Below are 26,738 nucleotides of genomic sequence, written 5' to 3' on the forward strand. Positions count from 1 at the left end.
CCAGCACCCCCGTCTCGCCGAGGCCGGCCATCAGGCCGCCGGCCGGCACGAAGGGAGGTCGTGGTCGCCCGTCGGCCGGTCCCACTCGCAGGTGCGGGTCTCGCTGAGCACCAGGTCGACCACGTCCGCCAGGCTGCCCCGCTCGGCGTACGCCGCCCGCTGGCGGGCCGCCGACGTGCCCGTCTGCAGGACCTGCCGGGTCAGCCCGGTCACCAGCTCCCAGTCGCCGGCCGCCTCCAGTTGCGGGCGCAGGCCCGTCACCAGGTCCTCGACCACCTCCTTGGCCGGGCGCGGCACGCCCTCCACCGGATCGACCAGGTCGCCCTCCAGCCCCCATCGGGCCGCCTGCCAGGTCGCCGCGCGCGCCGCCTCCACCTGCACCTCCGGCCCGGGGCCGCGGCGCGCCGCGGCCACCTCCCTGGCCACCAGCGCCCGGAACAGCCCGGCGATCAGCACGACGTCCTCCACCCGGGGGCAGGCGTCACAGATGCGCAGCTCCACCGTCGGCACATGTTGCGAGGGCCGGACGTCGAAATAGAGCATCCCCGCGTCGCTGATCACCCCGGACCGGATCAAACCCCGCACCATCTCCTGGTACTCGGCCGCCGAGCCGAACTTGCCGATCGGCCCCGTCGTCGGCCACCGCTGCCACACCAGCGTGCGGTAGCTGGCGTAGCCGGTGTCGGCCCCGTCCCAGAACGGCGAGCTGGCGCTGAGTGCCAGCAACGGCGCCAGCCAGGGCGTCAGCCGGTGCGCCACCGCGACCGCCAGGTCCGGGTCGGGCACCTCGGCGTGCACGTGCGTGCCGCAGATGAGCTGCTCACGGGTCAGCACCTGGAAGTCGCTGAGCATCTTCTCGTATCGCTGGTCGGGGAAGACCTTCACCTCGTCGAGGTCGGCCAGCTGCGGCGTGCCGACCGCCGCGATCCCCAGCCCCAGCTCGTCGGCGGTGGAGATCAGCTTGCGGCGCAGGCGGCACACGTCGCGGGCCAGGTCGTCCAGGGCCAGGAACGGCGCGCTGTTGGCCTCGACCATCGACCGCTGCAGCTCGTGCGTGAAGCTCTCCTCGGGCAGCGCGCTCAGCAGCGCCCCCGCCCGCGCGGTCACCCGGCGTGTGGTCGCGTCGACGATGTGGTACTCCTCCTCCACACCGACCCGGATCGCTCCCCCGGACCCCTCCACGGTCACCACTCCCATCATCAGGCGTTCGAAGCCACCCCCTTCTCCCCCGAAAACGCGCTTCAGCACCTCTTGACCTCCACAAATGAAGGTCAGGCCGCGAATACGGCCTGTCGGATGCTCAGTGAGAGTGCCGGTGGGGGTCGGCGTGGATGTGGGTGCGCATGCCCTGGGGGTCGAACAGGATGAGCAGCTCGACCGTGCCGCCGTCGGCGCTGCCCAGCCAGTGGGGCATGGACGTGTCGAACTCGGCCGCCTCGCCGACCGGCAGCGTGAGGTCACGGTCGCCGAGGACGAGCCGCAGGCGTCCGGTGAGGACGTAGAGCCATTCGAAGCCGTCGTGGGTCTGCGGGGCCGGTTCGAGCGGTTCCGGCCGCGCGGGGATGATCATTTTGAACGCGTGGACCCCGCCCGGCCGCCGGGACAGCGGCACGAACGTCATCCCGAACCGGGTGATCGGCTTGAGGTGGATCCGGGGGTCGCCGGTGCGCGGGGCGCCGACCAGGTCGTCGAGCGGGACGTCGTAGACGCGGGCCAGCGGCAGCAGCAGCTCCAGCGTGGCCCGGCGCTGCCCGCTCTCCAGCCGGGACAGCGTGCTCTCCGAGACGCCGGTCGTGGTGGCGAGCTCGGCCAGGGTGATGCCGCGGTGACGACGCAGGGCCCGAAGACGCGGCCCCACCGCGCCCAGCACCTCGTCCATGTCGTCGTGCACGACGGCCATCTTGCCATAACCGCAAGTTTTCGTGCCAGATCGGCGGGCTGCTGGTCGGATTGATCCCACACCGATCGACGGCAGCACCGGCCGTCGACCCCGCCACTCTCCTCAGGACAGGACCACATGACCACCGCTCCACGGCCGTCGCCGGGCCGTCTCGCCCGATCCGCGCGCACGGCCGCGACCGTCGCGCTCGCCCTCCTGCTCCCGCTCGGCGCCACGGCCTGTTCGACGCCCGCCGCCGCTCCCCCGCCCGCCGCCTCCTACACCACCGCCACCCAGGACGACCCGCGCTTCGGCACGACGTTCCGGCACGAGTTCGCCGACGTGGACGGCGTGCGCATGCACTACGTGAAGGGCGGGACCGGCACGCCGGTGGTGCTGATCCACGGCTGGCCCCAGACCTGGTACGGCTGGTGGCCGATCATGCCGGACCTGGCCCGGCACCACACCGTCTACGCCGTGGACCTGCCGGGGCTGGGCGACAGCGAAGGCTCGCCCACCGGCTACGACAAGGCCACGCTGGCGCGGTACGTGCACCAGCTGATCGCCGGGCGGCTCGGGATCCGGGACGCCGCCGTCGTCGGCCACGACTTCGGCGCCGCGGTGGCGTTCCAGTACGCGAGCCGGTTCCCCGCCGACACCGCCCGCCTCGGCTACCTGGACCTGCCGCTGCCCGGCCCGGCCGTCGACGCGGCCACGTACCGGTCGCTGAGCTGGCACATCGCCTTCCACTCCCAGCGCCGGGTGCCCGAGGCGGTGGTGGGCGACGACGTCCGCGAGTACCTGGCGCTGTTCTACCCCCAGGTCTCCTACGGCGGAACGGCGTTCGGCGGCACCTCTCAGCGGTCCCCGTTCACCGACGCCGAGATCACCGAGTACGCCCGCACCTACAGCCGGCCGCAGGCCCTGTCGGGCGGCTTCGAGCTCTACCGCGCCCTGGACCAGGACGTGCGCGACACGACGGCGGCGGCGCCGGTACGCGTCCCGGCGCTGCTCATGACCGCCCAGGGGCAGCTCGACGCGATCCGGTCCACGGTGTCACCGCGCCTGACCAGGATCGTCCGCGCGGTGGACGTCCCGCGCGCCGGGCACTGGCTCGTCGAGGAGAACCCCGGTTTCGTCACCGCCGAGCTGGAGCGGTTCCTCGACGGCTGACCCGGCCGACGACCAGGACGGCGGGTCCACCCGTTCCAGCTTGCTCCAGCCGGTCCAGCCCCGCCGGCGCAGCAGCTCGATCAGCCGGCGGGCGGGCGGGACGGCGTCGAACGCCAGGGCGTCCATCAACCGGACGAACTGCGGTTCCACGTCGAGGTCGTCGACGTAGCCCTCGTCCCGCTCGCCGGTCAGCCGCGTGAGGCAGGCCGCCAGCTCGTCGGCCAGCTCCTCCAGCCGCGGGTCGTCGGCGGACCGGGTGAGGGCCTGGCCCAGGTTGCGGAAGAAGCCGACGAAGTCCGGGTCGTCGAGCTGCTCGCGTTTGCGGGCCATCCACTCCGGCACGCGTCCGGGCGAGTGCGCCGCCAGCAGGATCCAGCCGTCGCGTTCGGCCTGGACGATATGGTCGTCCACGCCGAGTGCCCGCAGCCGGTCGAGGTAGCCGACCACCTCCGGCGGCAGCGCCAGGCCGTCCCCGGCGGCCAGCCGGGCGATCCGGGCCCGGTGGCGCTGCTGCCGCCGGATCTCCGCGCGCAGCCGCCGGTCGATGTCGGCGAGCGCGGCGGCGAACTCCTCCTCGCCGGCCCGCAGCAGCTCCCGCACCCGCGCGAGCGGCACCCCGGCCTCGGCGAGGGTGCGGATCCTGATCAGCTCGACCGCCGCGGCGGCGTCGTACCTGCGGTAGCCGTGGCGGTCGCGCTCGGGCTCCGGCAGCAGTCCCTTGGCGTGGTAGTGCCGCACCGCCCGCACGGTCACCCCCGCGTACGAGGCCAGTTCGCCGATGGTCAGCATGGGACCAGCCTTCCAGAGGTCGTCAAGAAGCCGCCTGCCGGATGATCCGGGCGATCTCGGTGGCGTGCGTGAAGACCAGCCCGTGGTCGGCGTCGAGCCACGTCGTGGCGATGCGCGGCTGCCGCCGGACGAGCCGCTCGATCCCGGCCCGCCAGTTGCGGTTGAACCGCGCGGCGGGGCCGCCCTCGCCGGCCATCGAGGTCGACATGATCATGCTGATCGGCCGGTCGATCAGTGGGTACCGGGACAGGATCTCGGACCGCACCACGTCGACCTCGACGTTCAGGTCGAGGATCTGGCGCGCGGTGAGCAGCACCTGGCGCGGGGTGCCGCGCCGGGCCTGCTGCTGCGCGGCCAGCTCCGTCCACATCGCCCGGAACGCCGGCAGGACGTCCTCGGTGAGGAACGGCTCGGGAACCGGGTTCGCCCCGTCGATCAGGACGAGCCCGGCGACGCCCCCGGGATGCCGGGCGGCGTGATGGACGGCCAGGTCGGCCCCCAGCGAGTACCCCACGAGCACGGGGGGCTCGCCGAGGCCGAGCCGGCCCACCCGGGCCATCACGGCGTCCAGGTCGCCGAGGAACGCCTCGAAGGAGTACCGGTCCGCGGCCGGGGTGCGGCCGTGGCCGCGCAGGTCGAAGGTGACCACGTCGTGGTCGCGCCGCAGCAGCTCGATCAGCTCGCCGAGGTCGGCCTGGGTCGCGTTCAGCCCGGGGCACAACACCAGCGGGCGGCCCTGCCCGCCGCGGGACAGCGGGATCGTGAGGCCGTCGTGGTGGGCGGTCAGCTCGCCGGACGGCGGGCGGTTCGTACTGGTCGGAGAGGTCATGCCCCCATGCTGGGACATTGACCCTGCGTCAGGGGAAGAGCGCCGGACGCGGCCCGGGAACGTGAGTTCTCCCGGTTCGGCATGATCCTGCTAGCCTGATCGCCGTTTCTGCCGGAGCGCGGGAGCCGAGCCGCTCGGCCCGCGCCGCCATGGAGTCTGGGGCCGACTGACGATGAGCGCGGAAGAGGATTTCCTGCAGGTCGGCGCCGAGCTGGCCGACCTGGGGGTGCGGGTCTCCAGGATGATGGGGAGGCCGGCGCTCAAGGATCAGGCGGGCAAGGTGTTCGCCAGCCTGCAGCGTGACGGCGCGATGGTGTTCCGGCTGGTCAGGGACACCCCTGAGCACGCGGCCGCGCTGGAGCTGGCCGGGGCGTGCCTGTTCGATCCCTCGGGCACGGGCAGGGTGGTCAAGGACTGGGTGGTCGTGCCGCACTCCTCGGCCGAGCAGTGGACGGATCTGGCCGAGGCCGCCCTCAGCCGGCCCCGCTGACCGGCGGGCGCCCCTACGACGGGTGTGCCCGGCGCCTCGACTCCCAGGCCCAACCGGCCGTGAGCACCAGGACGGACGTGATCACGATCAACGGGATCACCCAGATCCGGTCGCCACGCCCGACGTCGGCCATGGCCAGGAACACGGCGATGCCGTCGAAGGCGAGCGCCACGGCGCCGATCCCGGCGAGAAACCCGGCGGCGCCCCCGGCGACCGCGACGGTCGTACCGGTGAGCGGCCTCAGGAACCGGGCGACCCGGGCGCACAGCAGGCCGGCCAGACCGGCGTCCAGGACGAGGACGGCGGCCAGGGCGGCGCCCCAACGGTGTCCCGTCACCAGCGAGCTCATGTAATCCCAGGGGTCGTCGGCTTCGACGAGGCCGAGCACCTTCGTGAGGCCGAGCACCGCCAGTACGCCGACGGCCGCCGTCATCACCGTGACGGCCCTGCGCTGCCACCCCCGCACGGGGACCTCGGCGGGCGGCAGAACCTTGGTGCGGTCCCCGGCATCGCGCCGGCCCGGCTGCTGCCCGCCGAGCAGGGCCGGCGCCTCCTCGGCGGTCGGCCTGCCGTGCGGCTCCTTGTCGAGCAGCCGGGCGATGAGCGGCGCGAGCCGGCCGGCCCGGCGTGGCGGCGGCGGCTCCGCCAGCAGGACGGCGGTCAGCGTCGCCGGCTGGGTGTCGCGACGGAACGGCGAGACGCCCTCGACGGCCTGGTAGAGGGTCACACCGAGGGAGAACAGGTCACTGGCCGGGAGCCCGTCGGTGCCGCGTAACCGTTCGGGAGCCGTGTACTCGGGCGAGCCGACGAGCATCCCGGCGGTCGTCAGGGCGGTGTCGGCGGTGTGGACGGCGATGCCGAAGTCGGTGAGCAACACCTTGCCGTCCGTGGCGAGCATGACGTTGGCCGGCTTGACGTCGCGGTGCACGATGCCGGCCCGGTGCGCCGCGCCGAGCGCCGCCAGCAGCCCCGCGGCCAGCTGTGCGGCGCGGTCCACCGGCAACGGCCCGTGCGTGTCGAGGTGCTCCTGCAGTGACCGACCCTCGACCAGCTCCATCACGATCCAGGGCAGCCCGTCCTGGACGATGTCGTGGACGGCGACGACGTTCTCGTGCGCCCGCAGCCGGACGGCGTTGCGCGCCTCGCGCGCGGTGCGCTCCAGCCGCCTGTCCTGCTCCGCCTGCGGCAGACCGGGCGGCAGGCGCAGTTCCTTGATCGCCACCTCGACGTCCAGGACCTGGTCGTGGGCGCGCCAGACCTGCCCGAACCCGCCGGTGCCAAGAAGGGCGACCAGCCGGTAACGTCCGCCGACCAGGTGACCAGGCTGCGCCGATGTCATGACCGTCCGCCCTCTTGCCCTGCATGTCGATGATCACAATAGCCACCGGACGGGGTGGCCGGCGGGTCACAGGACGATCAGAGGCCGCCGGGGTCGAGGCGGGCGCGCAGGGTGCTGGGCGTCTCGGCGAGGTGCTTGCGGACCGTCCGGGTCAGGTGCGCGTGGTCGGCGAAGCCGTACATGGTGGCCAGCTCGGCGAGCTGGGCGCCGCCGTCGGCCAGGTGCTCCAGCACGGCCCGCACCCTCAGTTCGTTGCGGTACTCGCTGATCGTGCGCCCGGTGACGTGGCGGAAGATCCTGCCGACGTGCTTGGGCGAGGCGCCGACCAGCCGCGCCAGGTCCTCGGCTCCGTCGTTGAGATGACCGCAGGAGAGCGCTTCCTGCACGGCCAGGGCCATGCGGCGGTGGATCACCCGCGTCGTGGGCGGCGCGCCGGGGCCGGGCCGCTCGGTCCGGGGCGGAAGAGCCGCCAGCAGGCTCCGCACCCGTTCACCCACCTCCAGGGGGTCGGCGCCCTTCCTGCAGGCGGACAGCAGCTCGCGATGGCGCAGGTCGAGCAGGGCGCTGATCGCCAGCATCCAGCCCGGGGCGCCCTGGACGCCCGCGACGTGCTCGTCGTAGGCGTCAGGGGTCAACGCGATCCAGGTGTAGCGGATCTCGCCCGCCGACGGATAGGCGAAGCGCTCCTCCAGCCCTTCGCTGGTCACGTAGCCGCCGGCCGCGTCGAGGAAGGAGTCCTGCCCCGAGGCGTGCCGGCGGAAGCCGCCCATCCGCATCAGCACCACGGCGTGGCCGACGTCCGGAGCCCACGGCGACCAGCCCTTGACCTGCCCTCCCGTGCGCATGTCATGGACGGACACGCCCGAGCCGGGATCCTTGCCGAGCTCCTGTCGCCACATGACATCCAGACTCGCCGCCCGATCGCCCTCACCGGCGCCGCGTTCATCGCAATTCGGCAACACCTGGGCCGGTGGCGCGATCGTCCGGCGTAGCGCGACGCCGGCGACGGGGCTCTGACGGCGGGCGACCGGCGTCAGCGAATCGGCTGGATCAGCTGGGTGCGCCAGGTCTCCGGGGCCGGCCAGCTCGCCGGATCGGGTCGCGCGCCGAGGTCGAACCAGTGGTAGACCTCCCACGCCCCGCCGTCGGGCTCGTGGTCGTGCTTCCTGAGCCATGCGTCCAGCATGGCGTAGGTCTCGCCCAGACTGTCGTGCGATCCGAGGTGCCAGGTGGCGACGGCCGTGCCGCCCGGCAGTTCGGCGGCGGCGACCCGTCCCGCGCCGAGCGGGCGTCCGGCCACGGGCACGCCGACCTCCACGTCCGTCTCGTCCCCCGCGAAGGTGTGGTACCTGACGAAGGGCTGCCCCTCCACTCGCACGCCGGACTCCTGGGTGTACCTCCACAGTTCCGCGAACCCCGCACCCTGGGCCTCCGCAAGGCGGGCGATCGCGACCGTCGTCCTGATGCTCACCGTGGTCCGGGGATCGCGGTGGAGGGTCTCGAACGTGGGGTCGTGCGGCTGTCGCGTCATCGTCGTCCTTTCCTGGCCGGCAGATCGCGTCTCATCCTGTCCGAACCGGTCGGGGCAAGGCTTGAACATCGGTGCGCGACCGGCCTCCGTATGCTGTACGGTACGTTGTACGACTTGGGGAGGAGCAGCATGTACCAGCCGAGCGCCGAGGAACTGAAGAACATCGACGATTGGTTCGCCGCCTACGACGCGCTGGCCGAGGAGGGCGCGATCGAGCAGCTCGCCGATCTGGCGGTCTTCCCGATGAACGTGGCCACCGACGTGCCCGGCGGCCACGCGAGCGTCCGCCAGTGGACGCGGGCCGAGTACGTCGAGAGCATGAAGCAGTCCATGGGCGGCGGAACCGCCGGGCTCGACCTGCGCTCCACGCGCACCCCGCGCTTCGTCAGCCAGAACCTGGTGGTCGTGGAGACCGAGGCGACGATGACGATCGAGGGCGAGGAGCACCGCATGCACTACGCCGACCTGCTGGTGCGCACCGAGGACGGGTGGGCGTTCCAGACCATGGTCCAGGGCGGCTGGGGGCACGACTGGCCGTCCGCCAGGCGCGGCTGACCCCGCCGCCCCCCGGTCAGGGCGCACCCGACCGGGCGCTACCGGACGCCGCCGCGGGTCATCCGCGCGGCGGCGCCCCGGAGCAGCCCGGGAGCCAGCCGGCGATGGATCGCCGACAGGGGCGGCCACACGACGCGCCCGAGGCGCCGGTCATAGCGCAGGAGGGTGGTCAGCGACACCCGCCCGTCCGCCGCCCGGACGACGAGGTTGGCGGTCAGGAACCAGGACGCGGTCTCCAGCCGGATCCAGTCGTCGCCACGCGCGGCGATCCGCCACCCGGCCACGGTGGCGGGCGATCGGCCGCGGGCGAGCCGGAGCCCCAGGAGACCCCGCCAGATGAACCGCTCCCCCGCGCTGGGCACGTCGCCGAACATCGCCCGCGCCCACCGCTCCGCCGTCGCCCCGGCCTCGGTGGCGACGGCGTTCACGGTGAGGGCGAAGTGGTCGGCGTAGTCGACGACGGGCAAGGAGCTCAGCGCGCGGACGGACGGCGGGATGCCGCCCGTCCCGACGGCGGACTCCAGGACGCCCGCGTCGCGCTCGCGCCAGGCCCGCTCCAGCCGCCGGACGAAGGCCGGCAGGACGAGGGTGCGGCGGAACGGCATGATGGCGGCCATGTAGCAGCGTCCCAGCAGGCCGTTGGGGCGCACGAGGACGGCCATGCGCAGCTCGTGCCCGCCGCCGGCGGCCGGCGCCCATGCCAGGTGCATCACCGCGTGCACGGTGCGGTTCGCCAGCTCCAGCGCGCATTCGTCGTCCAGGGCGTAGACCGGGGAGAAGGGCGCCAGGCCGGCGTCGGAGTCGTGCGGTGCCCGGCGCAGGTCGGCGGGCAGGCGCTCGCACAACGACGGGACGCGCCTTCCGAGGCCCGCCGACGCCCTGTCCCAGCCGAACAGGGCGCCCAGCTTCCAGCGCGCCGCGAGCAGCAGCCGCAGCGGCAGGGGGCCGCCGCTGGAGTCGCGCATCGCGGCGAGCACCGCGGAGAAGTCCTCCCGTCCGGCGCTGGGGGTGCGGATCACCCACACGTCCTCCAGCTCGAAATCTCCGGCGATGTCGTGGATGCGCCATGGCCGTCCGGTGTGGGCGGCGTTCGCCAGCCTCATGATCCCTCCCTGTCTATACGCTGCCGTATATACTGAGGTTAACCACGGTTATACGGTGGCGTATACATATGTTCCGAGTGAGGTGGCACACACTGTGGGCGCGGTCCGTACGACACGGGAGGGGTGGATCGAGGAGGGGTTGCGGGCGCTGGCCGCCGGCGGCCCCGACGCGGTGCGCGTGGAGGCGCTGGCCAAGCGGCTCGGCGTCACCAAGGGCGGGTTCTACGGGTACTTCGCCGACCGGGAGGCGCTGCTCGAGGCGATGCTGGACACCTGGGAGCGGGAGAGCACCGACGAGGTGATCGAGCGCGTCGAACGCGAGGGCGGCGACCCGCGAACCAAGATCCAGCGCGCCGGCGTGCTCACCTTCTCCGACGACCGCCTGCTGCCCATCGACCTCGCCGTCCGCGACTGGGCCAGGCGTGACGAGGCGGTCGCCGAACGCCTTCGGCGGGTGGACAACCGGCGCATGGCGCTGCTGCGCGAGATGATCGGCAGCTTCTGCTCCGACCCCGAGGAGGTCGAGGCCCGCAGCCTGCTGGCCTTCTGCGTGGCGATCGGCGAACACTTCCTGGCCGCCGACCACGGCGGCCGCACCCGGGCCCAGGTGCTCACCCGGGCGGCCGCCCTGCTGCTCGACAGGACGGACGACCAGCCGGGGCCGGCGGACGGGCCGCATCTCCGCGCTCCCGGGACATGCGGGCCAGAATGACCCCTATGACGACCATGCCCGAGAACCGCGTCGCGGACTCGCCCGAGAGCAACGCCTACGACGCGATCGCCGAAGGTTACACGGCCGAGAACGAGACCAGCCTGGCGAACGCGTACTACGAGCGGCCCGCGATGCTGGAGCTCGCCGGGGACGTGACCGGCCGGCGCATCCTCGACGCCGGGTGCGGCTCGGGCCCCCTGTTCGCCGAGCTGCGCGATCGGGGCGCCGTCGTGACCGGCGTCGACGCGAGCGCCGGGATGCTGGAGATGGCCCGGCGGAGGCTGGGCCCCGAGGCGGACCTGCGGGTCGCCGACCTGGCCGGCCCGCTGCCCTTCCCCGACGAGGCGTTCGACGACGTCATCGCGTCGCTGGTGCTGCACTACCTGGAGGACTGGGGGGCCGGCCCTGGCCGAGCTGCGGCGCGTGCTGCGGCCCGGCAGCCGGCTCCTCGTCTCGGTCGAGCATCCCTTCGTCATCACCCTCATGCAGCACAAGGCCGGGGAGAGGCCCGGTTACTTCGGAACCCGCAACCGGATCGAGGAGTGGACCATGGGCGGGCAGACCAGCCGGCTGAGCTTCTGGGACCGGCCGCTGCACGCGATGACCGAAGCCTTCACCGCGGCGGGCTTCCGCATCAGCGTGATCAGTGAACCGCCGTACGCGCCGGAGGCCCGCGAGCTGTTCCCCGATGAGCTCCGCGAGATCTCCGGCGCGAGGTTCCTGTGCTTCCTGTTCTTCGTCCTGGAAGCCGGCTGAAGCCCCCGGCGTCAGGACGTCGCGCGGGCCGCTAGCGGACGGTGACCACGTGAGTGGTGCGCGCCGGCCCCACATCCGAGTTGCCCGCCAGGTCGACGGTGTAGGTGTGCTCACCGGCCGCGGCCGGCGTGTCGGAGAAGCTGAACGTCCCGTCGGGGGTGGGGACCAGTTTCGCCACGTTCTTCGAGGTGACGGCGCCGTCCGGGCCGACGACCTGCAGCGAGACGGTGATGGTCGTCCGCGGGAAGGTGATGCCGCCGGCGCCGAAGGTGCCGCTGAACGCGAGGCGCGTGCCGACGTGGCCCGTCGCCGGTCCGGTCACGGTGAGCGTCGGCTCGTACGGGCCCACCGTGACGGTCACCGAGGAGCCGCTCCCCCGGAACCATGAGTTGCCCGGCCAGTACACCTGATACTTGTACGCCCCGGTGGACGGCGGCGTGTCGGTGAACCGGTAGGTCCCGTCCGCCGCCGTGGTGACCTCCTCGAACGGCCTGGAGGTGCCGTCGGGGAGCCAGCGGTACAGTTCGAGCGTCTGCACGCCGGGCGGCAGTCCGCTGCTCAGCGTGACCCGTCCGGTGAAGGCCGACTCCTGGAGCGTGGTCACCTTGGCGGGAGCCGTCAGGGTGAGCGTGGAGGAGTGGTAGGGCGAGGGCGGCAGCCGCCAGAGGTGCATGCGGCCGGTGCCGGGCTCCTTCAGGACCGCGAAGGTGACTGTGCCGTAGAACGCGACGCTGCCCGCCACCACGGTCTTCCCCTGGTGGACGGCCGTGTAGATGACCTCCGAGGTGGTCGCGTCGTACACCACGAGCTCGGCCGCGTCGCCTGCCTGGGAGTTCCAGCCGCCCACGACGTAGGCGTCGTTCGGGCTGGCCCCGACGGTGACGGGGACGCCCTGGTCGCCGAATCCGTTGGTGTCGTAGGCGCGGCCCCGCGTCAGGGCCGCCGTGTCCCAGGCGTCGAACCGGCGGGTGTCGTGCAGCGCCGACAACGCCGTCGCGCCGTGCTCGGCGAGCGCGAGATCACGCAGGGCCGGCAGGCCGTTCGCCTCCCCCCGGATCTCGCCGCTCGACGTGGGCGGCGTGGTGCTGATGTCGTACACCCTGACCGTGGCGGGGCTGACCCCGGACTCCCCGGCCACCAGCGTGTTCCCGGCGACGGCGACGAGCGGGGCACCGGTCGTGGCCGGCCCGACCCGGACGAGGGTGGGGGTCGCCGCCGACGTGACGAGGCCGAGGACGCCTCCCCCGCCCGCTCCGCCGCAGCCGAACCCGATCCACAGCCGGTCGTACTCCTGCGCCAGGCTCGACGGGCACGGGTACGCGGTGAGGTCGATGCGCCTGCTGATGGCGAGGGTGGTGCTGTCGATCTCGATCACTTCGTTCGAGCCGCGCAGCGCCGCGTACACCTTCCTGCCGTCCTCCGGCGAGGCCAGGGCGACGGCGCCGGACAGGCCGGGGATCGTGCCGACGACCTTGCCGTCTGTGGAGGCGACCACGATCCGGTCGCCGGCGGCGACGAAGACCTTTCTGTTGCGCGCCACCACGTCGCCGCCCTCCCCGGCGACGCCGAGGTCGGAGACGGTCGCGGCGTCCGCGGCGGTCGCGGCGGTGGGCGTCTGGGTGACGAGCAGGGCCGCCGCCAGGAGCAGGGGCCCGGCCCACGCGACTAATCGGCGGGGCAGAGGAGCACGGGCAGAGGTCGATGTGCGCACAGGCACTCCGTTCTGGAGACGTCCCGGCATGACTGCGGGGCTCGCCTCCGTTGACGATCTTCAATAATCGAACACATATTCGCATATTGGTGGGGTGTCGTCCAGAGCGCCGCGATCACGGAGCTCCTCGAAGCAGGCGCTTGACTTACCAGGGCGCGCGTCGGTTACTGGACATGACAACGGCGAGCGCGGGTGCGTCAGGCGGGAAGTCGATGAGCGCCGTCCGGGCCAGGCAAGGGGAAGGAACACCGTCATGACGGCCGCCCCCGATCAGGACATGTCCGGCTCGTTGCCCGAGTTCCCCGGCGTCAGGGCGGCGGCGTGCCCGTTCGACCCGCCGCCGGCCCTGCAGGCGCTCCGGCAGGACGCGCCGCTGACCCGGGCGCGGCTGCGCGGCGGCGGCACCGTGTGGCTGGTCACCGGCTACGCCGAGCAGAAGGCGGTGCTGAGCCATCCGCAGGTCAGCTCCGACGTCACCCGGCCCGGCTACCCGCTGCCGGTCCTGGCGCCCAACCGGCCCGACAGCGCGATCAGCTTCGTCTTCATGGACGATCCCGAGCACCACCGGCTGCGCCGCATGGTGCAAGGGGCGTTCACCGTCAAGCGGGTCGAGAGCATGCGCCCGGCCGTGCAGCGCATCGTCGACCGTCTCATCGACGACCTGCTGGCGGGGCCGAGGCCGGTGGACCTTGTGGAGGCGTTCGCGCTGCCGGTGCCGTCGCTGGTGATCTGCGAGCTGCTCGGCGTCCCGTACGCCGACCACGGCTTCTTCCAGGACAACAGCCAGATCATCGTCAAGCGGGACGTGTCGGTCGAGGACCGGACGGCCGCGGGCGGGCGGCTGCGGCAGTACCTGGACGGGCTCGTCGGCGACAAGCTCGTCCGCCCCGGCGACGACCTGCTGTCCCAGGTGGCCGCCCGGGTCACGGCCGGTGAGCTGACCAGGCAGGAGGCGGCCCAGATGGGCGTCCTGCTGCTCGTGGCCGGCCACGAGACCACCGCCAACATGATCGCCCTCGGCACCCTCGCGCTGCTCCGCCATCCCGGCCAGCTCGCCCTGCTGCGCGGGAGCGACGACCCCGCGCTGATCGCGGGCGCGGTGGAGGAGCTGCTGCGCTACCTGAACATCACCCACGGCGGACGCCGCCGGGTGGCCAAGGAGGACATCGAGATCGGCGGCCAGGTCATCCGCGCGGGCGAGGGCATCATCGTGGCCAACGACATCGGCAACCGCGACCCCGGGATCTTCCCCGCCCCGGACGAACTGGACGTGCGCCGCGACGCCCGCCGGCACGTGGCCTTCGGCTTCGGCGTCCACCAGTGCCTGGGCCAGCCCCTGGCCCGGCTGGAGCTGCAGGTCGCCTACGGCACGCTCTACAGGCGCATCCCCACCCTGGCCCTGGCCACCGAGTTCGAGAAGATCCCCTTCAAGCACGACGGCCAGGTGTACGGGGTGTACGAGCTCCCCGTGACCTGGTGACCGCACCAGCTCCGCAAATCCGGCGCGCCTGAGCGGACGGAGCTGCCGGCGGCGCCTCGGGGCTCGTGGGCGAGCGACGTCGCCTGCCGAAGACCCCTGCTCAGGGCCGGGTTCACGCTCACGGACGGCCCCGCTCAGCACGTCCTTCCCGACGGGCTGCTGATCAGCAGCCTGTGATTCCGGAGCGGCCCGGGGCCCTTCCCTGCCCGGTACGCCTGAGGGCGGAGGACGTCGAGAGCCGACCGCCACCCCGCCGTGGAAGGGCGTCAGCCCTTGCGTCCTCAGGAACGAGACCTCACGGCCGACAGGCCACCTCGCAGGGCGACGGCCAGGAGCACGGTGGCGGCGACGTACAGGCAGAGCTCCACGGTCGAACGGAGGCCGGCAGCCGTTCCCATGACTCCACCGGCTGCCGCTCCGATCGCCGTGCCGAGCTCAAGAACGAGGGCGCCGACGGCCATTGATCTCGCGACCGCGTCCGACGGGACGGATACGGGTATCGCCGACATCATGAGGACGACGAAGACGCTGCCGCCGACGCTGCCGACCAGTTCGTAGGCACCGCAGCCCAGCGCCCCGGACAAGCCCTTGTCGGCGAACACGAGGAATCCCGTCGCCCCCGTGGCCAGAGCGCCCGCCACGAACGCCGCCCGGTTCCTGCCGAGCTTCGTCTCCCAGAAGGAGGCGGTGGCGGATCCGATGAGGCCGCCCGCCGCGCCGGTGGCCAGGATGACCGCGTACGCGTCGGCCGACAGGCCGAGATCACGCGTCGCGTACAAGGGGAGCAGGGCGATGACGGCACCGTTGATCAGGCAGATGAGCGCGGCACCTGCCATATAGATCCGGATGTCCCCACGGAACACGTGCCGGAAGCCTCGAAGGCCCCGGTCCGGCGCTCTCGCCTGGGTGCGTGACAGGGCCCGCCGACGGAGCGGCAGGATCAGAAGGCCCGACACGAAATAGCTGAGCGCGTCCACGACCAGCACCAAGGGCATCGCCAGGAACTGGAGGAGAAAACCGAAGATCCCGGGTCCGGCGATGGTGGAGAGGTGCGCGACCCCGGCCATCGCCCCGTTGGCCTTGGTCAGCCGGCCGGGATCGACGAGATCCAGGACCACAGGCGCGGAGAAGGACCCGAACGCCCCGGACAACCCGGCGATGATCGAGACCAGGGCGATGAGCCCCGGAATCGACAGGTCGTGGGAGACGGCCCGGAGAGTGACGGCGACGACGCACAGACCGGACGTCACCTCCATGGCCGCCAGGGCAGTGACACGCGAGCGTGAGCGCTCAACCAGGACGGCCGCCAGGAGCCGTCCGGCGACCCGTGAGACGAACGGGACGGCGACCAGCAGCCCCATCTGTGTGGCGCTCGCCCCCATCCACGTCGCGGCGATGAGCGGGGTGGCCGTCGCCGTGATGGACGAACCGATCTGCGATTGCGCCCGGGCGGCGAGATAACCAAGGAATGGCAGGTTCCTGGTAAGAGGTGCGGAGCCTTGGGACCTTTCGCCTTGAGCCGGGTCATCGGAAAGGGTCATGCCGGCTTCGATTCTCTTTCGCGACTCCTGGTCACGGCCAGGCGGATCACCGGCTCCGGACCGGCAGGCTGAGGACTCTGCACTGATCGAAGCTCAGCACGCAGCAGTCACCGTCGATGTCCTCGTCGTTGACACCGTCGGGATGCGGTGTCCCGTCATCCGCCGGTCTCGACAGATCGATCTCACTTCCGTCGTCCAGAGTGACGATGCCGCCCGTCGCGATGAGATCGAAATGAACGTCGCAGCGGTAGTCGACGATCTGGAACGGCTGATTGTGTTCTCCGAAGCCGACATGAACGCCAGGAAAACGTTCGTTGATGTGGGAGTTGAGCGGAACGAGCCGGTCGATGCCGGCGTTGGTGCCGAAGCCCAGCTCCCCCACGCGGCGCGCGTGCGGAACGGCCCAGCACATCTCGATCAGTTCGGCGACCTGGGCATCGTCGCACGAAAAGTCCACAGCCCGCCCTTCCACGATGTCGACGGTCACGGGACGGGCGCCGAGGCGTGCATCCAGCGTCGTGTAAATGTTGGCGTTGAAGGCGGCGTCGGCGACCAGGCGTCCATTGATGCGGGCCGGATAGGTGGCGAGCTCGCCGGCGGGCAGCACCAGAAAGGCGCCCTTCCTGAGGGTGCCCCGGTTACTGGTCCAGGTGAAACGTTCCTGATCGAGTTCGATTTCCAGGTGCGTGCCACGCGAGGTCCGGATGGTGACCTTCCGCGCCTTCCGCAGACGCCCGTACAGCGAGGCGTTGTACGCGCTCAGCTCCGCGGGCGTGGTGTTGAAGGCATGGGAGAAAAGCTCGGGACCGGCGTTGGTGACGCGTACGACATCGCATCGGTCGTCGCCGAGCAGGTCCTGGGCTTCCCGCAGAACGGCGAAGTGGGACACGCTGTTCTTCTCCAGCGTGAGAATCACCACCCTGTTGGACCGGCGCATCGAGGGAAGCAGCGCCTCGCGCAGGCGGGGGACCAGAGAGGGGTCCTCCATGGGCCGCATGGCGAGCGCGACGGGCGACAGCCCCCGTTCCTCCGCCGCGACCATGATCCAGGCCGCGGGCGGGCGGCATTCGGCCGTGTACAGAATCACCAGCTGATCGCCGGCCGAGATTCGCAGATAGGAGTCCAGAAGCGCCGACACGCCGGCCCATGCCTCCGCAGTGACTACCGCAGCCACCGAGGCCACCTCCGTAGTGAGTGAACTGCACTTGTTGACGGTCGGCCGAGCAGGCAGGGCACCTCTCGGGCCGGTCGGGGGACCGGCCCGAGAGAGCTACGCGCGCAGGCTCGGCGAAAGAGCGAAGGCGAAAGCGAAAGCGCCTGCCCGGCTCACCGGCTACGCGGCGGAATGGCGATGTTGTAGGTCGCGAGCGGGAAGCCGGCGCTCCCCGAGAAAACGGCCTGCTCGGAGCTCTCCGGCTCTTCGAGCCGCAGCAGAGCATCCTGGATCTGGACTGTACGGTTGCTCATCATGTGAAGCCTTTCTCTTCCATGGAGAGGAATCCGGAAGCGCCGGCACGCCGGCCCGCGCCTCCGCAGTGACTACCGCAGCCACCGAGGCCACCTCCGTAGTGAATGAACTGCACTTGTTGACGGTCGGCCGAGCAGGCAGGGCATCTCTCGGCTCGGCGAGAAAGCGAAAGCGCCTGCCCGGCTCACCGGCTACGCGGCGGAATGGCGATGTTGTAGGTCGCGAGCGGGAAGCCGGCGCTCCCCGAGAAAACGGCCTGCTCGGAGCTCTCCGGCTCTTCGAGCCGCAGCAGAGCATCCTGGATCTGGACCGTACGGTTGGTCATCATGTGAAACCTCTCTCTTCAATCGGTTGCGGGTTGTTCGGTCATCAGGCAAAGGGACGCTGTCAGCGGTTCAACCGCCTGACCACCGTCGCCCTTATGCTTTCCAGCGGTATGAAGCCGAGCTGCCGCGAATCCATGCTGTGCGCGGGATTGTCGCCCAATATGAGCGTGTGCCCTTCAGGCACGATCTCGCCCGGCAGAATGACCTGGTTCTTCGGTATGACGTCACAGCGGATCCCGTCGGGCACGACGTCACCCGCCACGGCGACGACGCGCTTGACCAGCCAGCCCGTGTCCACCTCCGGACGCGGATGCCGCAGGACGACGACCTGGCCCGCCTGAAGTGCGTCCTGCGGACGCCGGCGACGTGCGAGCAGCCGGTCTCCCGGCCGGTAGCTCGGCAACATGCTGACCCCGGACACGACCGCGATCATTCGATGCCGCCGTAACAGCACGTAGCCGAGAACGAAGGACAGTCCTGCCAGGACCGCCACGGCAAGGACGATCATCCGGGTACCGTCTCGTGGTAACCCGCGGCCTGCAGGTTGAACAGGCGGGCGTAGATGCCGTCCAGGCTGATCAGCTCGCTGTGCGTCCCGCACTCGGCGATGCCGCCATCGGCCAGCACCGCGAGCATGTCCGCGTCGCGAACCGCGCTCAGGCGATGCGAGATCAGGATGCTGGTGGATCCCTTGCGGTACTCCCGGAGGCCGGCGTGGATGTCGTGTTCCGCCGCCGCGTCGAGGCCCGAGCTCGGTTCGTCGAGAATGAGCAGGTCCCGGCCTTCTCGCACCAGCGACCGGGCGACCGCGACGCGTTGTGCCTGGCCACCGGAAAGACGTACGCCCTCCGAGTCGTCGGAGGCGAGGAAGAATCGTGTGAGCAGGTTGTCGTAACCCTTCGGCAGGGCGGCCAGCGTCTGGTGAACGCCCGCTCGCCTGGCCGACTCCTCGATCAGCGCACGGTCATCGATCTTCTCGATGTCCCCGACGCCTATGTTCTCGGCAGCCGAGAGGTCATATTCCATGAAGTCCTGGAAGACGGCCGAGATTCTGGAACGCAGGCTCTTCACGTCGATCTCGCGGGTGTCGACGCCGTTCCACAGAATCGTGCCTTCGGTGGGCTCGTAGAACCTGCACAGCAGCTTGACCAAGGTGCTCTTTCCGGAGCCGTTCTCGCCCACCAGCCCGAGGCTGCTGCCGAAGGGAATGGTCAGGTTGATGCCGCGAAGCACCCACGGATGGTCAGGGCCGTACCGGAACCACACGTCTTTGAATTCGATGCGATCAAAGGCGGCCGGCAAGTTCCTGATCTCGGCCTGAGATTCCGCCGGAAGGGAGACGATCTCCCGGTAGTGCCCGAAGAGGGTCAGCTGCTGGTACGCGGAGGCGATCAGCGACACGAGGGCGGAAAGGCCTGCCTGCACGCCGGCCATGGAGGCGACGTACATGGTGATGTCGCCGAGGGTGAGCCGTCCGTTCAGTGCTTGCGCGGCCGTCCACACCAGCCCCGCTCCGGCGGTCACTGCCCCCAGGACTCCGAGCCCGAACTGAACCCGAAGGGTCGCCCTGTCCATGCGCCTTTTCTCTTCGTCGATCGCCCGCCGCTCGTTGAGCATCCTCATGTGGAAGAAGTCACCCAGGCCGAACAGGCGGACCTCCTTCGCCGCCGCGGTGGTGGAGATCAACTGGCTGTAGGCGATCTCCCGCCTCTCGGTGGGGCTCATCCGCCAGATCCGGACGGCATGCCGCTTGGCCAGCGAGATCTCCGCCAGCAACATGGGCACGGCTCCGACGATCGTCGCCGCGGCCATCATCGGGCTGATCAGCAGCAGGGACACGGCGAACCCGCCGATGGTGAGCGATCCGGCGAACAGTCCGAGCGCCGCCTGGAACACCTGGCTCGGCGTGTTCCCGCCGGCCTGCGCCGCGAGCCGGAGCTGATCGAGGAACTTGGGGTCCTCGAACTTGGAGAGCCCGGAGATGTTGTTCACCGCACGATGGATGGTGTCCTGTGCGTACAGGTTGACCCTTCTGTCGTGCTCAGCGTCGCAGTACCGGCGCAGCGCCGCGGATCCGGATATCAGCAGACCGAGGAACGCGAGGAACCCGGCCAGAAGGAGCACCGTCGACAACTGAGCCCCGTGGGTCAGCCGGTCGAGCAGCAGCTTGGTCAGCCAGGCCATCGAGATGGGGATGAGGGCTGAGAGTAGGGCGAGAACGGTGATCGAGGTCGCCCAGGGCGCTCCCGCCCGCCAGGCGAGGGAAATGGCCGGCAGGGCGTTTCGCACGGGCGTTCCGTTGCTCATCTTCTTCCACATGTGCCTAGCCCAGAGCGCCTTCCGCGACTTGGGGAAGGCCGAAGTCGGCGATCTTCCCGCTGACCACAGTGATGAAAGTGGGCGTGCTGGTGACCCCGAAAGCGGTGGAGATCGCCCCTTGAACGGGCTCGACGGCCACGTCGCCGACGGACTCGAGCCGGCCCAGGTCTTCGACGGCGTCGGCGTCCGTCGTCAGCATGACGGTCAGCGTCGGGGTCTGCGAGGAGCTCGCGAACTCCATATAGGTCGGCAGAATTTCTTTACAGGGTCCACAGGTCGGCGACATGAAGGCGACCACCGTGCCGTCCTGCAGGGAGCCGGCGGTCACCACCTTGTTCCGGGTGGTCATCGCGGAGAAGTCGTCGATCGTGTCGCCCACCGCGAGACGCGCCGGCTGTTGCGCGGACTCGGAAAGCTGCCGCAGGCGCCGAATAACCCCGAAGACAAGAAGGAGGTTGAACAGAGAAAGAGCACTCAGGAGGCCAATGGCCACGGTTGTGTAAAGCAAGTTCCAGCTCTCCTGTGAAGTGCGGCCGCCGGGGCGGCCTGTGCAATCTGGGCCCGCGGTCAGATCCGCCGGGAAGGGCGGCTCCGTCGGCCCTGACGGAGGTTCCGTCAGAGCCGACGGCGCTCACCGATCGTGCCGGCGGCTATCGGATCCTCAGCAGTCCCAGCCGCACTGGCGACCGCCCACGCTGATCATGCAGCAGGTCCGGTACCCGCAGTTGTTGCCTTCGCCGCAGATGGGGACCTGCTCGCAGATCCGGGGACATCCCGCGTGGACAGTGGTCCGAGGAACGAACAGTACAAGCAGCTTGTCGCTCAGCTTCTGTATGACTTTGGTCATGACATTCCTCCAGATTGAGATGCGAGTCATGCGCCAGACTTTTTTCTGACACACCTGACCGGCCGGCGATCGCCTTGCCTTTTCACCTCGCCGCACGGCGATTCATCAGCACAAAGGCTGAGGCTTTCGCCAGATGTCGGCGATCGTCATGAGTCCGAGCGGATGTGCGCTGCGGAAGCGGCCCGATGGAGTGGCTTGACGTTCATCACCTTGCCGCACGCACGAAGTGCGGGTCATTGGCCGGGCCTGCAGACATCCTTGGCAAATCCTGCAGCAGCCTCGACTTACCGGGGTCGGGCGAGATCAGCTCTCCCTGTGTGACAGGCGGCGATAGTAGCCAGGCGGCACGCCGTAGGCGGCGCGGAAAGCGCGGCTGAAGGTGGTCGGATCGGTGAAGCCCCAGCGTGCGGCGATGGTGTGGACGGGATAGCCGCGCAGTCTCGGGTCGGCCAGGTCCCGGCGGCAGCGTTCCAGGCGAAGGTGCCGGATCCAGGCCGCCGGGGTCCGGTCGTACTCGGCGAACAGCTCGTACAACTGCCGTACCGAGATCTGTGCGGCGGCGGCGACGGCCTCGGCGCCGAGCGCCGGATCGGCGAGATTTCGCTGGATGAAGTCGTCGATCTGGAACCTGAGCCGGCGTCGGCGGGCCTCGGAGCTGTCATGCAGAGCGCTGTTCGCGTGCGGGGCCAGTGCGGCGGCCAGCAATGTGGTGGTGACCGAGGCCAAGGTGGAAACGTCGTCGTGGGTGAAGTAGCCGGGATCCCGTACGAGTCCGGTCACCCAGCGGGCGAAGACCGCGCCCATGCCGTGCCGCGTGTCGAAGGCGATCGCGGTCAGCCGGTCGGCCACGTTCGACGGGAGGGGCATCATCAGGCGGGGGATCTGGAGCGTGAGCGTCGAGTGCGGTGCGCTCGCCCGATCGCACCTGCGCCAGCCCTCGTAGGGGCGTGAGGTGTCGAGCACCACGAATTGCCCGGCGGTCATGGCGGCCTGCCGTCCCGCCTGGGACAACCCCCCGTCACCGGCGAGGAAGAGATTGATGTTGTACGCCTCCGGATCGAACTGCCTGATCAGCGACGTCGGCCGGCGTACTTGGATAGGGCCGTGGTTCAGCATGGCCACCTGCACGCCCTGCAGCTCCAGCACCCGTCCGGGAAGAACGGGTTCACCGGGTTCGTCGCTGTGAATGAGTGAAGGCGCGAGGTCCAGGACCCCTTGCTGCTGCCAGCGCGCCTGCGCGGCATTCGCGGAGCGGCTTTCCGCGGACCTGTCCGCGCCGAAATCATCAATGTGCACGCCGTTCCCTTCCGGTTAATCGGTCATGACATTCACGGAATCGCACACGTAGAAGCTGCTGGACCCAGCGGGCGCCAGTCAAACAAATATGTGCGCGAAAAGGCGTGGCGCTGCGTGATCGGCTACCTCCGTTTACCGTCCGAAGCACGACGCCCCCACCGGTCGCGGCCACGGACCCGATTCCATGCCGGAGCGACGAGATCCCCAGCCACCCCACCAAGTCGGACCGCCACCCCAACCGCGACCAGCTAGTCGAGATACTGCTCAAAAACAGGCGGACACGCGCAAGGAGCCGGTCGTCACGTTCGAGGCGCAGCAGGCCGGCGCTGCCGGCTTCCGCTCGCACCACGGGCGACGAGATCGGACCGTTCATCGAGGCCATCGACACGTTCGCGGAAGTGCTTCAGGTACGCGCCGGACGCATCTGAAGACTGTCTGCGTCGTGTGCTGCGCGGGAAGGTGATGACCCCACAGACGAAGCGACCGGCTCGGCGCGGACTTTCCATAGCGACGGCGAGCCGCCATCGACGATCAGACTGAGGGCTTTCGGGTTATATGCGAAGAATTAGCTACTCCAGTACGTAGTCATCTCAGGTGGCGCATACCTCTTGGTAACCCCCGCTGACGGTGCCGTCTCCGGGGAGCCGGTACACCACGTCGGCCCGCAGCGCAGGCCCTCAACACCTGATGCGAGGCGAACCTTGAGGTTTACTGCCGTCAAGGGCAGTGTGGCTACCCGTTTCGGGATCGGTTCTTCACCGGCTTCGGCGACATCTACGACGCCCGCACGGAGACGACCGTGATCTTCAAGGGCGCCGAGCTGCCGTCGGGTGGCAGGCAGTGGTCGGCAGGTAGCGGTGTCATCTTCTGGACGCAGGGCGCCGGCGTCCGCGTGGTGAACCTGGCCGCCCTTGCTCAGCCGTAGCGTATGCGTACAACGAGATCACTGTCACCGACGTGGGGGCGCCGCTGGATGGAGCTCTGACCCCAGCGGCGCCACTCCCGTCAGCCCTGGTGCCGGCTCAGTGGTGTCCCTGTCCACCCGAGGGGTCGGCCATCTGCCCCTATGCGTCGCGCAGCCGTAGGAGCAGCCCGCCGCCCAGGAGCGCCGCGGTGGCCCATGCGGTGAGTACGCACAGGCCGGCCCATGGGCTGAGGGGGAGGGTGGACAGGTGGGTGGTGGCCTGGATGGCGAGCCCGGCGTTCATCGGGGAGATCTGCCAGAGCAGCCGCTGCCAGTCATCATCAGCGATCACGAGGATGAGGGCGGGGAAGAGATAGAGCAGGCCGAGCACAACCCCGATGGCGGTGGCGGAGTCTCGTACGGCGGCGCCGACCCCCAGGCCGAACAGGGCGATCAGCGCCAGGTAGAGGACCGAGCCGACGGCGGCGCGCAGCACGGGACCGCTGGTGAGAAGGAGCACGTCGGCGGGAAAGCCGTTGTCGAGCAGGACGCGACGCGCGGCCAGCGCGGAGGCGAGCACGGCGACGCTCCCGACGATCGAGGTCAAGCAGACCAGAATGATCGCCTTCGCGGCCAGGACGCCTGTCCGGCCCGGCATGGCGGTAAGGGTGAGGCGGATCATGCCGGTGCCGTACTCGCCGGTGATCGCCAGGACGGCCAAGATGGCGACGACCGCCTGGCTCACCTGGACCCCGAAGAGGCCGATCTCGGCGGGGTCGTAGCCACAGCTTTCCGAGGCGCAGGACACGACGGCGGAGGCCGCGACGCTGACGCCGACGGTCAGCACCACGATCGTGAGCAGCAGCCGGCCGGTGCCGGCCAGGGTGCGCAGTTTCGTCCACTCCGCGTGCAGGTGCTCTCTCATGCGTCCCTCCGGCGGAGTCGGAGGACGGCCAAGCCGAGGGCGAGCGCGGCATGGCCGGCCAGCACGGCCAGGCCGGCCCACGGCGGCAGCGGGTAGAACCCGGCGATGGGCGCGTAGTGACCGAGCACGTGCGCGTATTCCGGGATGCTCTGCTGGATGGCGAAGCCGGCCGCCGGGGTGAGACGCAGCAGCCATTGCGCGGCGCCGTCGGGCAGGACCGAGGTGGTGGCGAGAACGTGCGGGACCACGATCACCGCGATGGCGGTGATGACCGCGGCGACGCTGCGCCGCAGCAGCGCGCCGAGGGCGAGGGCGAGCACGGCGGCCAGTGCGAACAGCGCCGCCATGCCGACCACGATGCGCACCTGGGTGAACCCGGAGACCGGCAGGACGGCGTTGCCGTTGTCGAGCAGGATCCGCCGGCCGGCCGCGAACGTGATCGCGGTGGCGGGCAACGCGACGGCGAAGGTGACCAGGCCGAGCGCCAGCGCCTTGGCCCCCAGCGTCCGGCCGCGGCGCGGGCCGGCCAGCAGGGTGATGCGGATCAGGCCATGGCGGTACTCGGCGGTGATGAACATGACCGCCACCACGATCACCAGGGTCAGGCCGGTCAGCGCGCTGCTGAGGGGACGTTCGGGAGCCTGGCCCTCGATGGCCGGCGCGATGTCGCCGACGCCGGTGACGGAGAAGGCGCCGCCGGCCCGGCCGGCGCGGCCCGGGTGGTGCTCGGTCCCGTCGGGCGCGACGCTGACGCCTATGTCGTCGTCGCGCCACGCGCCAGGCGCGCTGCCCTGCAGCCTGACCTGGTCGAACTCGCCGGTGGCTTCCGCGAAGCGGGCCGCCGCGACGGACCCGCCGAGATCCCCCTGCGTGACCGTCACATCGCCGGGGGAGGTCGCGAACAGCCCGACCTGGACGGTCGCCGGTAGCCCGGCCAGGGCCGCGGTGCCGATCTGGGTCCAGTTGGTGCCGTCCGCGGACTCGTACCCGGTGAGAGTGTCGCCGGCGCGGGTCAGCCGCAGCCAGCGCGGCGATTGCGGGGAGACGCCGCCCGGCCTGCCGGGCACGTCGTGGGTGAAGTTGTGCTGCATCCGCACCCCGTGCGCGCCGGTCATCATCACCGCCGCGTAGGCAGAGCCCTGCTTGGTGCTTTCCTTGATCATGACTCCGGCCTTCGCCCACGGCACGAGCCCGGCGACCTCGTTCCGCACCCCTGGGGTGACGTCGGGCTTACGGATCTTGCCGGTCATGGAGGTGAGGCGGGCGGTGATGCTGCCGTCCCCGGCCAGCGTCCGATGAACGAAAAAGAACTTGTCGTCCACCGCTGCGCCATCCGGCCCCGTCAGAGGCGGTGGACAGGCGACCTCGACCGTACCGGCGCCGCACGAGGCGTGGTTGCTGGACGCCGACAGCAACCCGAGCAGCACGGTGACCAGCGCCGCTGCCGTCAGGGCGACCACCCAGCCGCGCACCGTCCTGAACTTGGTCCACTCGGCGCGCAGCAACCGCCCGAACTCTCCGCGCCCGGCCTGCGGTTCGGAGCGGCGTGAGGCGCGGTGTGAAAGGGCGCTCATCGTGCCGCTCCCCGGTATTCGACCGCATCGGCGGTGAGGTCCATGTAGGCCTGCTCCAGAGTCACCCGGTGCGTCGCCACCTCGGAGAACGGCACTGCGCCGGCGTTGAGTACCGCCACGATGCGCTCCGACGGCAGCCCCGAGACGACGATCGTGTCGCGATCGGCCACGGCCGTCGTGGCGCCGGCGTCACCCAGCACCGACATCGCCTCCGAGCGCGCCGCCGTCCGCAGGGTGACCCGGCCGCGGGAGGCGGTCGTGATGAGATCGGCCACGCTGGTGTCGGCGATGACGCGGCCCTTGCCCACCACCACGAGATGGTCGGCGGTGTCCTCCAGTTCGCTCATCAGATGGCTGGACACCAGCACGGCCCGCCCCTCGCCGGCCAGCGACCGCAGGAAGGCGCGCATCCACACGATGCCCTCGGGATCAAGACCGTTGACCGGCTCGTCCAGCATGAGCACCGGCGGGTCCCCGAGCAGCGCGGCCGCGATGCCGAGCCGCTGGCGCATGCCCAGCGAGAAGCCGCCCGCCTTGCGCCGGGCGGCGGACTGCATCCCCACCTGATGGAGCACCTCATCGACCCGCCTGCCGGCCAGGCCCTGGGAGTGAGCCAGCCACAGCAGGTGGTTGCGCGCGGTGCGGCCCGGCTGCAGCGCGCCGGCGTCCAGCAGCGCGCCGACGTGGGTGAGCGGGTTGCGCAGGCTGGTGTACGGTCGTCCGCCGATCAGCGCGTGGCCCTCCTCGGCCGCGTCCAGGCCGAGGATCACCCGCATCGTGGTGGATTTGCCCGCCCCGTTGGGGCCGACGAACCCGGTGACCCGGCCGGGCAGCACGGTGAACGACATGCCGTCCAGCGCCAGGGTCGGGCCGAACCTTTTGCGCAGCCCGCTGACGTCGATGGTTGCTTGCATGCGATCGGTTGTACGGACGTGGCCCTAACACGGGTCGAACAGAGGCCGTCACCTCGCTGTTAGGTCCGGCCCAACCTCCTGGAACCCGCGCGAAAGTGGCGAGGATCGGCGTGCGCCGTACGGCTGCGCTTCACCGTCTTGTACGGCGCCATGCTCATGCTGTCCGCCGTCGGACTGCTGGCCATCACCACCCTCGTGGGCCTTGGAGGGACGCGGGTCAGCCGATCCGCACCCCCTGGGGCCCGCCGGTCGAGTCGGCCGCCCTCGCCGCTGCCAT

At 70.6% G+C, this 26,738-nt stretch carries 26 protein-coding genes and 1 pseudogene; 7 read left to right on the top strand and 20 right to left on the bottom strand.

What is annotated here, in order from left to right; all coding sequences use genetic code 11:
• Positions 1 to 30 precede the first annotated feature (30 nt).
• Positions 31 to 1,248, bottom strand: a complete 1,218-nt coding sequence (locus tag ACIBQ6_RS36640; protein WP_397217624.1) for a glutamate--cysteine ligase — start codon at positions 1,246 to 1,248, stop codon at positions 31 to 33.
• A gap of 52 nt (positions 1,249 to 1,300) precedes the next feature.
• Positions 1,301 to 1,900: a helix-turn-helix domain-containing protein gene (locus ACIBQ6_RS36645; protein ID WP_387680668.1), complete on the bottom strand. Its 600-nt coding sequence runs from the start codon at positions 1,898 to 1,900 to the stop codon at positions 1,301 to 1,303.
• 117 nt (positions 1,901 to 2,017) lie between these two features.
• On the opposite strand from ACIBQ6_RS36645, the gene ACIBQ6_RS36650 reads away from it, so the two are divergent.
• Positions 2,018 to 3,052: an alpha/beta fold hydrolase gene (locus tag ACIBQ6_RS36650; protein WP_397217626.1), complete on the top strand. Its 1,035-nt coding sequence runs from the start codon at positions 2,018 to 2,020 to the stop codon at positions 3,050 to 3,052.
• On the opposite strand, the gene ACIBQ6_RS36655 is transcribed toward ACIBQ6_RS36650, so the two are convergent.
• Positions 2,936 to 3,841, bottom strand: a complete 906-nt coding sequence (locus ACIBQ6_RS36655; RefSeq protein ID WP_397217628.1) for a MerR family transcriptional regulator — start codon at positions 3,839 to 3,841, stop codon at positions 2,936 to 2,938. The genes ACIBQ6_RS36650 and ACIBQ6_RS36655 overlap by 117 nt on opposite strands.
• A gap of 22 nt (positions 3,842 to 3,863) precedes the next feature.
• Positions 3,864 to 4,670, bottom strand: coding sequence for an alpha/beta fold hydrolase (locus ACIBQ6_RS36660; RefSeq protein WP_397217630.1), 807 nt, complete (start codon positions 4,668 to 4,670; stop codon positions 3,864 to 3,866).
• Between the two features lie 172 nt (positions 4,671 to 4,842).
• Between ACIBQ6_RS36660 and ACIBQ6_RS36665 the strand changes: the two genes are divergently transcribed.
• Positions 4,843 to 5,160, top strand: coding sequence for a hypothetical protein (locus ACIBQ6_RS36665; RefSeq protein ID WP_397217632.1), 318 nt, complete (start codon positions 4,843 to 4,845; stop codon positions 5,158 to 5,160).
• 13 nt (positions 5,161 to 5,173) lie between these two features.
• Here the strand turns inward: ACIBQ6_RS36665 and ACIBQ6_RS36670 are convergent, their stop codons facing one another.
• The 3 genes from ACIBQ6_RS36670 to ACIBQ6_RS36680 all read right to left on the bottom strand — a co-directional run bounded on the left by ACIBQ6_RS36670 (position 5,174) and on the right by ACIBQ6_RS36680 (position 8,030).
• On the bottom strand, positions 5,174 to 6,499 hold the full coding sequence (locus ACIBQ6_RS36670) for a serine/threonine-protein kinase (RefSeq protein WP_397217634.1): 1,326 nt from the start codon (positions 6,497 to 6,499) through the stop codon (positions 5,174 to 5,176).
• Between the two features lie 77 nt (positions 6,500 to 6,576).
• A complete protein-coding gene (locus ACIBQ6_RS36675) occupies positions 6,577 to 7,398 on the bottom strand; it encodes a helix-turn-helix transcriptional regulator (protein WP_397217636.1) in 822 nt (273 codons plus the stop codon).
• Positions 7,399 to 7,532: 134 nt separating this feature from the next.
• Entirely contained in the window at positions 7,533 to 8,030 is a 498-nt protein-coding gene (locus ACIBQ6_RS36680) for a GyrI-like domain-containing protein (protein WP_397217638.1), read from the bottom strand.
• Positions 8,031 to 8,159: 129 nt separating this feature from the next.
• On the opposite strand from ACIBQ6_RS36680, the gene ACIBQ6_RS36685 reads away from it, so the two are divergent.
• Complete coding sequence (locus tag ACIBQ6_RS36685) at positions 8,160 to 8,585, top strand: nuclear transport factor 2 family protein (protein ID WP_397217640.1); 426 nt, start codon at positions 8,160 to 8,162, stop codon at positions 8,583 to 8,585.
• A 38-nt stretch (positions 8,586 to 8,623) separates the two neighbouring features.
• On the opposite strand, the gene ACIBQ6_RS36690 is transcribed toward ACIBQ6_RS36685, so the two are convergent.
• On the bottom strand, positions 8,624 to 9,688 hold the full coding sequence (locus ACIBQ6_RS36690; protein ID WP_397217642.1) for a DUF2867 domain-containing protein: 1,065 nt from the start codon (positions 9,686 to 9,688) through the stop codon (positions 8,624 to 8,626).
• Between the two features lie 82 nt (positions 9,689 to 9,770).
• Between ACIBQ6_RS36690 and ACIBQ6_RS36695 the strand changes: the two genes are divergently transcribed.
• Together ACIBQ6_RS36695 and ACIBQ6_RS36700 are read left to right on the top strand one after the other, a co-directional pair.
• The gene (locus ACIBQ6_RS36695) at positions 9,771 to 10,400 is read left to right on the top strand and encodes a TetR/AcrR family transcriptional regulator (RefSeq protein WP_358302507.1); all 630 of its coding nucleotides are present in this window, start codon (positions 9,771 to 9,773) and stop codon (positions 10,398 to 10,400) included.
• Positions 10,397 to 11,156, top strand: a pseudogene (locus ACIBQ6_RS36700) (class I SAM-dependent methyltransferase). The gene ACIBQ6_RS36695 and the pseudogene ACIBQ6_RS36700 overlap by 4 nt, the downstream one beginning before the upstream one ends.
• A gap of 31 nt (positions 11,157 to 11,187) precedes the next feature.
• Here ACIBQ6_RS36700 and ACIBQ6_RS36705 read toward each other — a convergent pair.
• Positions 11,188 to 12,867 (bottom strand): YncE family protein, encoded by a 1,680-nt coding sequence (locus ACIBQ6_RS36705; RefSeq protein WP_397217645.1) that lies wholly within the window; start codon positions 12,865 to 12,867, stop codon positions 11,188 to 11,190.
• A gap of 253 nt (positions 12,868 to 13,120) precedes the next feature.
• Between ACIBQ6_RS36705 and ACIBQ6_RS36710 the strand changes: the two genes are divergently transcribed.
• A complete protein-coding gene (locus ACIBQ6_RS36710; protein ID WP_397217647.1) occupies positions 13,121 to 14,347 on the top strand; it encodes a cytochrome P450 in 1,227 nt (408 codons plus the stop codon).
• A gap of 281 nt (positions 14,348 to 14,628) precedes the next feature.
• Here the strand turns inward: ACIBQ6_RS36710 and ACIBQ6_RS36715 are convergent, their stop codons facing one another.
• The 8 genes from ACIBQ6_RS36715 to ACIBQ6_RS36750 form a co-directional block, all read right to left on the bottom strand.
• Positions 14,629 to 15,888 carry an MFS transporter gene (locus ACIBQ6_RS36715; protein ID WP_397217649.1) on the bottom strand — a complete coding sequence of 420 codons (1,260 nt, stop codon included), beginning with the start codon at positions 15,886 to 15,888 and terminating at the stop codon, positions 14,629 to 14,631.
• 46 nt (positions 15,889 to 15,934) lie between these two features.
• Positions 15,935 to 17,062, bottom strand: a complete 1,128-nt coding sequence (locus ACIBQ6_RS36720) for a hypothetical protein (RefSeq protein WP_397217651.1) — start codon at positions 17,060 to 17,062, stop codon at positions 15,935 to 15,937.
• 152 nt (positions 17,063 to 17,214) lie between these two features.
• Complete coding sequence (locus ACIBQ6_RS36725) at positions 17,215 to 17,358, bottom strand: hypothetical protein (RefSeq protein WP_397217653.1); 144 nt, start codon at positions 17,356 to 17,358, stop codon at positions 17,215 to 17,217.
• A gap of 182 nt (positions 17,359 to 17,540) precedes the next feature.
• A complete protein-coding gene (locus ACIBQ6_RS36730) occupies positions 17,541 to 17,684 on the bottom strand; it encodes a hypothetical protein (protein WP_397217655.1) in 144 nt (47 codons plus the stop codon).
• Between the two features lie 59 nt (positions 17,685 to 17,743).
• On the bottom strand, positions 17,744 to 18,190 hold the full coding sequence (locus ACIBQ6_RS36735; protein ID WP_397217657.1) for a S26 family signal peptidase: 447 nt from the start codon (positions 18,188 to 18,190) through the stop codon (positions 17,744 to 17,746).
• A complete protein-coding gene (locus tag ACIBQ6_RS36740) occupies positions 18,187 to 20,001 on the bottom strand; it encodes an ABC transporter ATP-binding protein (RefSeq protein ID WP_397217659.1) in 1,815 nt (604 codons plus the stop codon). The genes ACIBQ6_RS36735 and ACIBQ6_RS36740 overlap by 4 nt, the downstream gene beginning before the upstream one ends.
• Before the next feature lie 4 nt (positions 20,002 to 20,005).
• Complete coding sequence (locus tag ACIBQ6_RS36745) at positions 20,006 to 20,509, bottom strand: thioredoxin family protein (RefSeq protein ID WP_397217661.1); 504 nt, start codon at positions 20,507 to 20,509, stop codon at positions 20,006 to 20,008.
• Positions 20,510 to 21,151: 642 nt separating this feature from the next.
• Positions 21,152 to 22,144: an AraC family transcriptional regulator gene (locus tag ACIBQ6_RS36750; RefSeq protein WP_397217663.1), complete on the bottom strand. Its 993-nt coding sequence runs from the start codon at positions 22,142 to 22,144 to the stop codon at positions 21,152 to 21,154.
• Positions 22,145 to 22,943: 799 nt separating this feature from the next.
• On the opposite strand from ACIBQ6_RS36750, the gene ACIBQ6_RS36755 reads away from it, so the two are divergent.
• Complete coding sequence (locus ACIBQ6_RS36755) at positions 22,944 to 23,069, top strand: hypothetical protein (RefSeq protein ID WP_358302519.1); 126 nt, start codon at positions 22,944 to 22,946, stop codon at positions 23,067 to 23,069.
• Positions 23,070 to 23,208: 139 nt separating this feature from the next.
• Here the strand turns inward: ACIBQ6_RS36755 and ACIBQ6_RS36760 are convergent, their stop codons facing one another.
• From ACIBQ6_RS36760 to ACIBQ6_RS36770, 3 genes are read right to left on the bottom strand one after another with little or no spacing between them, the layout of a single operon-like run.
• Positions 23,209 to 23,973 carry an ABC transporter permease gene (locus tag ACIBQ6_RS36760; protein WP_397217665.1) on the bottom strand — a complete coding sequence of 255 codons (765 nt, stop codon included), beginning with the start codon at positions 23,971 to 23,973 and terminating at the stop codon, positions 23,209 to 23,211.
• Positions 23,970 to 25,547 carry a hypothetical protein gene (locus ACIBQ6_RS36765; protein ID WP_397217668.1) on the bottom strand — a complete coding sequence of 526 codons (1,578 nt, stop codon included), beginning with the start codon at positions 25,545 to 25,547 and terminating at the stop codon, positions 23,970 to 23,972. Before ACIBQ6_RS36765 ends, ACIBQ6_RS36760 begins: the two co-directional genes overlap by 4 nt.
• Entirely contained in the window at positions 25,544 to 26,461 is a 918-nt protein-coding gene (locus ACIBQ6_RS36770; protein WP_397217670.1) for an ATP-binding cassette domain-containing protein, read from the bottom strand. Before ACIBQ6_RS36770 ends, ACIBQ6_RS36765 begins: the two co-directional genes overlap by 4 nt.
• Positions 26,462 to 26,738 lie beyond the last annotated feature (277 nt).

It is taken from the genome of Nonomuraea sp. NPDC049655, assembly GCF_044465465.1.
Lineage (GTDB): Bacteria > Actinomycetota > Actinomycetes > Streptosporangiales > Streptosporangiaceae > Nonomuraea.

Bases quoted from the DNA above. Each gene is read 5' to 3' on its own strand.
- ACIBQ6_RS36770 (WP_397217670.1), bottom strand. From the start codon at position 26,461: ATGCAAGCAACCATCGACGTCAGCGGGCTGCGCAAAAGGTTCGGCCCG.
- ACIBQ6_RS36690 (WP_397217642.1), bottom strand. From the start codon at position 9,688: ATGAGGCTGGCGAACGCCGCCCACACCGGACGGCCATGGCGCATCCAC.
- ACIBQ6_RS36715 (WP_397217649.1), bottom strand. From the start codon at position 15,888: ATGACCCTTTCCGATGACCCGGCTCAAGGCGAAAGGTCCCAAGGCTCC.
- ACIBQ6_RS36650 (WP_397217626.1), top strand. From the start codon at position 2,018: ATGACCACCGCTCCACGGCCGTCGCCGGGCCGTCTCGCCCGATCCGCG.
- ACIBQ6_RS36655 (WP_397217628.1), bottom strand. From the start codon at position 3,841: ATGCTGACCATCGGCGAACTGGCCTCGTACGCGGGGGTGACCGTGCGG.
- ACIBQ6_RS36740 (WP_397217659.1), bottom strand. From the start codon at position 20,001: ATGTGGAAGAAGATGAGCAACGGAACGCCCGTGCGAAACGCCCTGCCG.
- ACIBQ6_RS36665 (WP_397217632.1), top strand. From the start codon at position 4,843: ATGAGCGCGGAAGAGGATTTCCTGCAGGTCGGCGCCGAGCTGGCCGAC.
- ACIBQ6_RS36760 (WP_397217665.1), bottom strand. From the start codon at position 23,973: ATGAGAGAGCACCTGCACGCGGAGTGGACGAAACTGCGCACCCTGGCC.
- ACIBQ6_RS36670 (WP_397217634.1), bottom strand. From the start codon at position 6,499: ATGACATCGGCGCAGCCTGGTCACCTGGTCGGCGGACGTTACCGGCTG.
- ACIBQ6_RS36725 (WP_397217653.1), bottom strand. From the start codon at position 17,358: ATGATGAGCAACCGTACAGTCCAGATCCAGGATGCTCTGCTGCGGCTC.
- ACIBQ6_RS36645 (WP_387680668.1), bottom strand. From the start codon at position 1,900: ATGGCCGTCGTGCACGACGACATGGACGAGGTGCTGGGCGCGGTGGGG.
- ACIBQ6_RS36685 (WP_397217640.1), top strand. From the start codon at position 8,160: ATGTACCAGCCGAGCGCCGAGGAACTGAAGAACATCGACGATTGGTTC.
- ACIBQ6_RS36710 (WP_397217647.1), top strand. From the start codon at position 13,121: ATGACGGCCGCCCCCGATCAGGACATGTCCGGCTCGTTGCCCGAGTTC.
- ACIBQ6_RS36680 (WP_397217638.1), bottom strand. From the start codon at position 8,030: ATGACGCGACAGCCGCACGACCCCACGTTCGAGACCCTCCACCGCGAT.
- ACIBQ6_RS36730 (WP_397217655.1), bottom strand. From the start codon at position 17,684: ATGATGACCAACCGTACGGTCCAGATCCAGGATGCTCTGCTGCGGCTC.
- ACIBQ6_RS36735 (WP_397217657.1), bottom strand. From the start codon at position 18,190: ATGATCGTCCTTGCCGTGGCGGTCCTGGCAGGACTGTCCTTCGTTCTC.
- ACIBQ6_RS36765 (WP_397217668.1), bottom strand. From the start codon at position 25,547: ATGAGCGCCCTTTCACACCGCGCCTCACGCCGCTCCGAACCGCAGGCC.
- ACIBQ6_RS36675 (WP_397217636.1), bottom strand. From the start codon at position 7,398: ATGTGGCGACAGGAGCTCGGCAAGGATCCCGGCTCGGGCGTGTCCGTC.
- ACIBQ6_RS36660 (WP_397217630.1), bottom strand. From the start codon at position 4,670: ATGACCTCTCCGACCAGTACGAACCGCCCGCCGTCCGGCGAGCTGACC.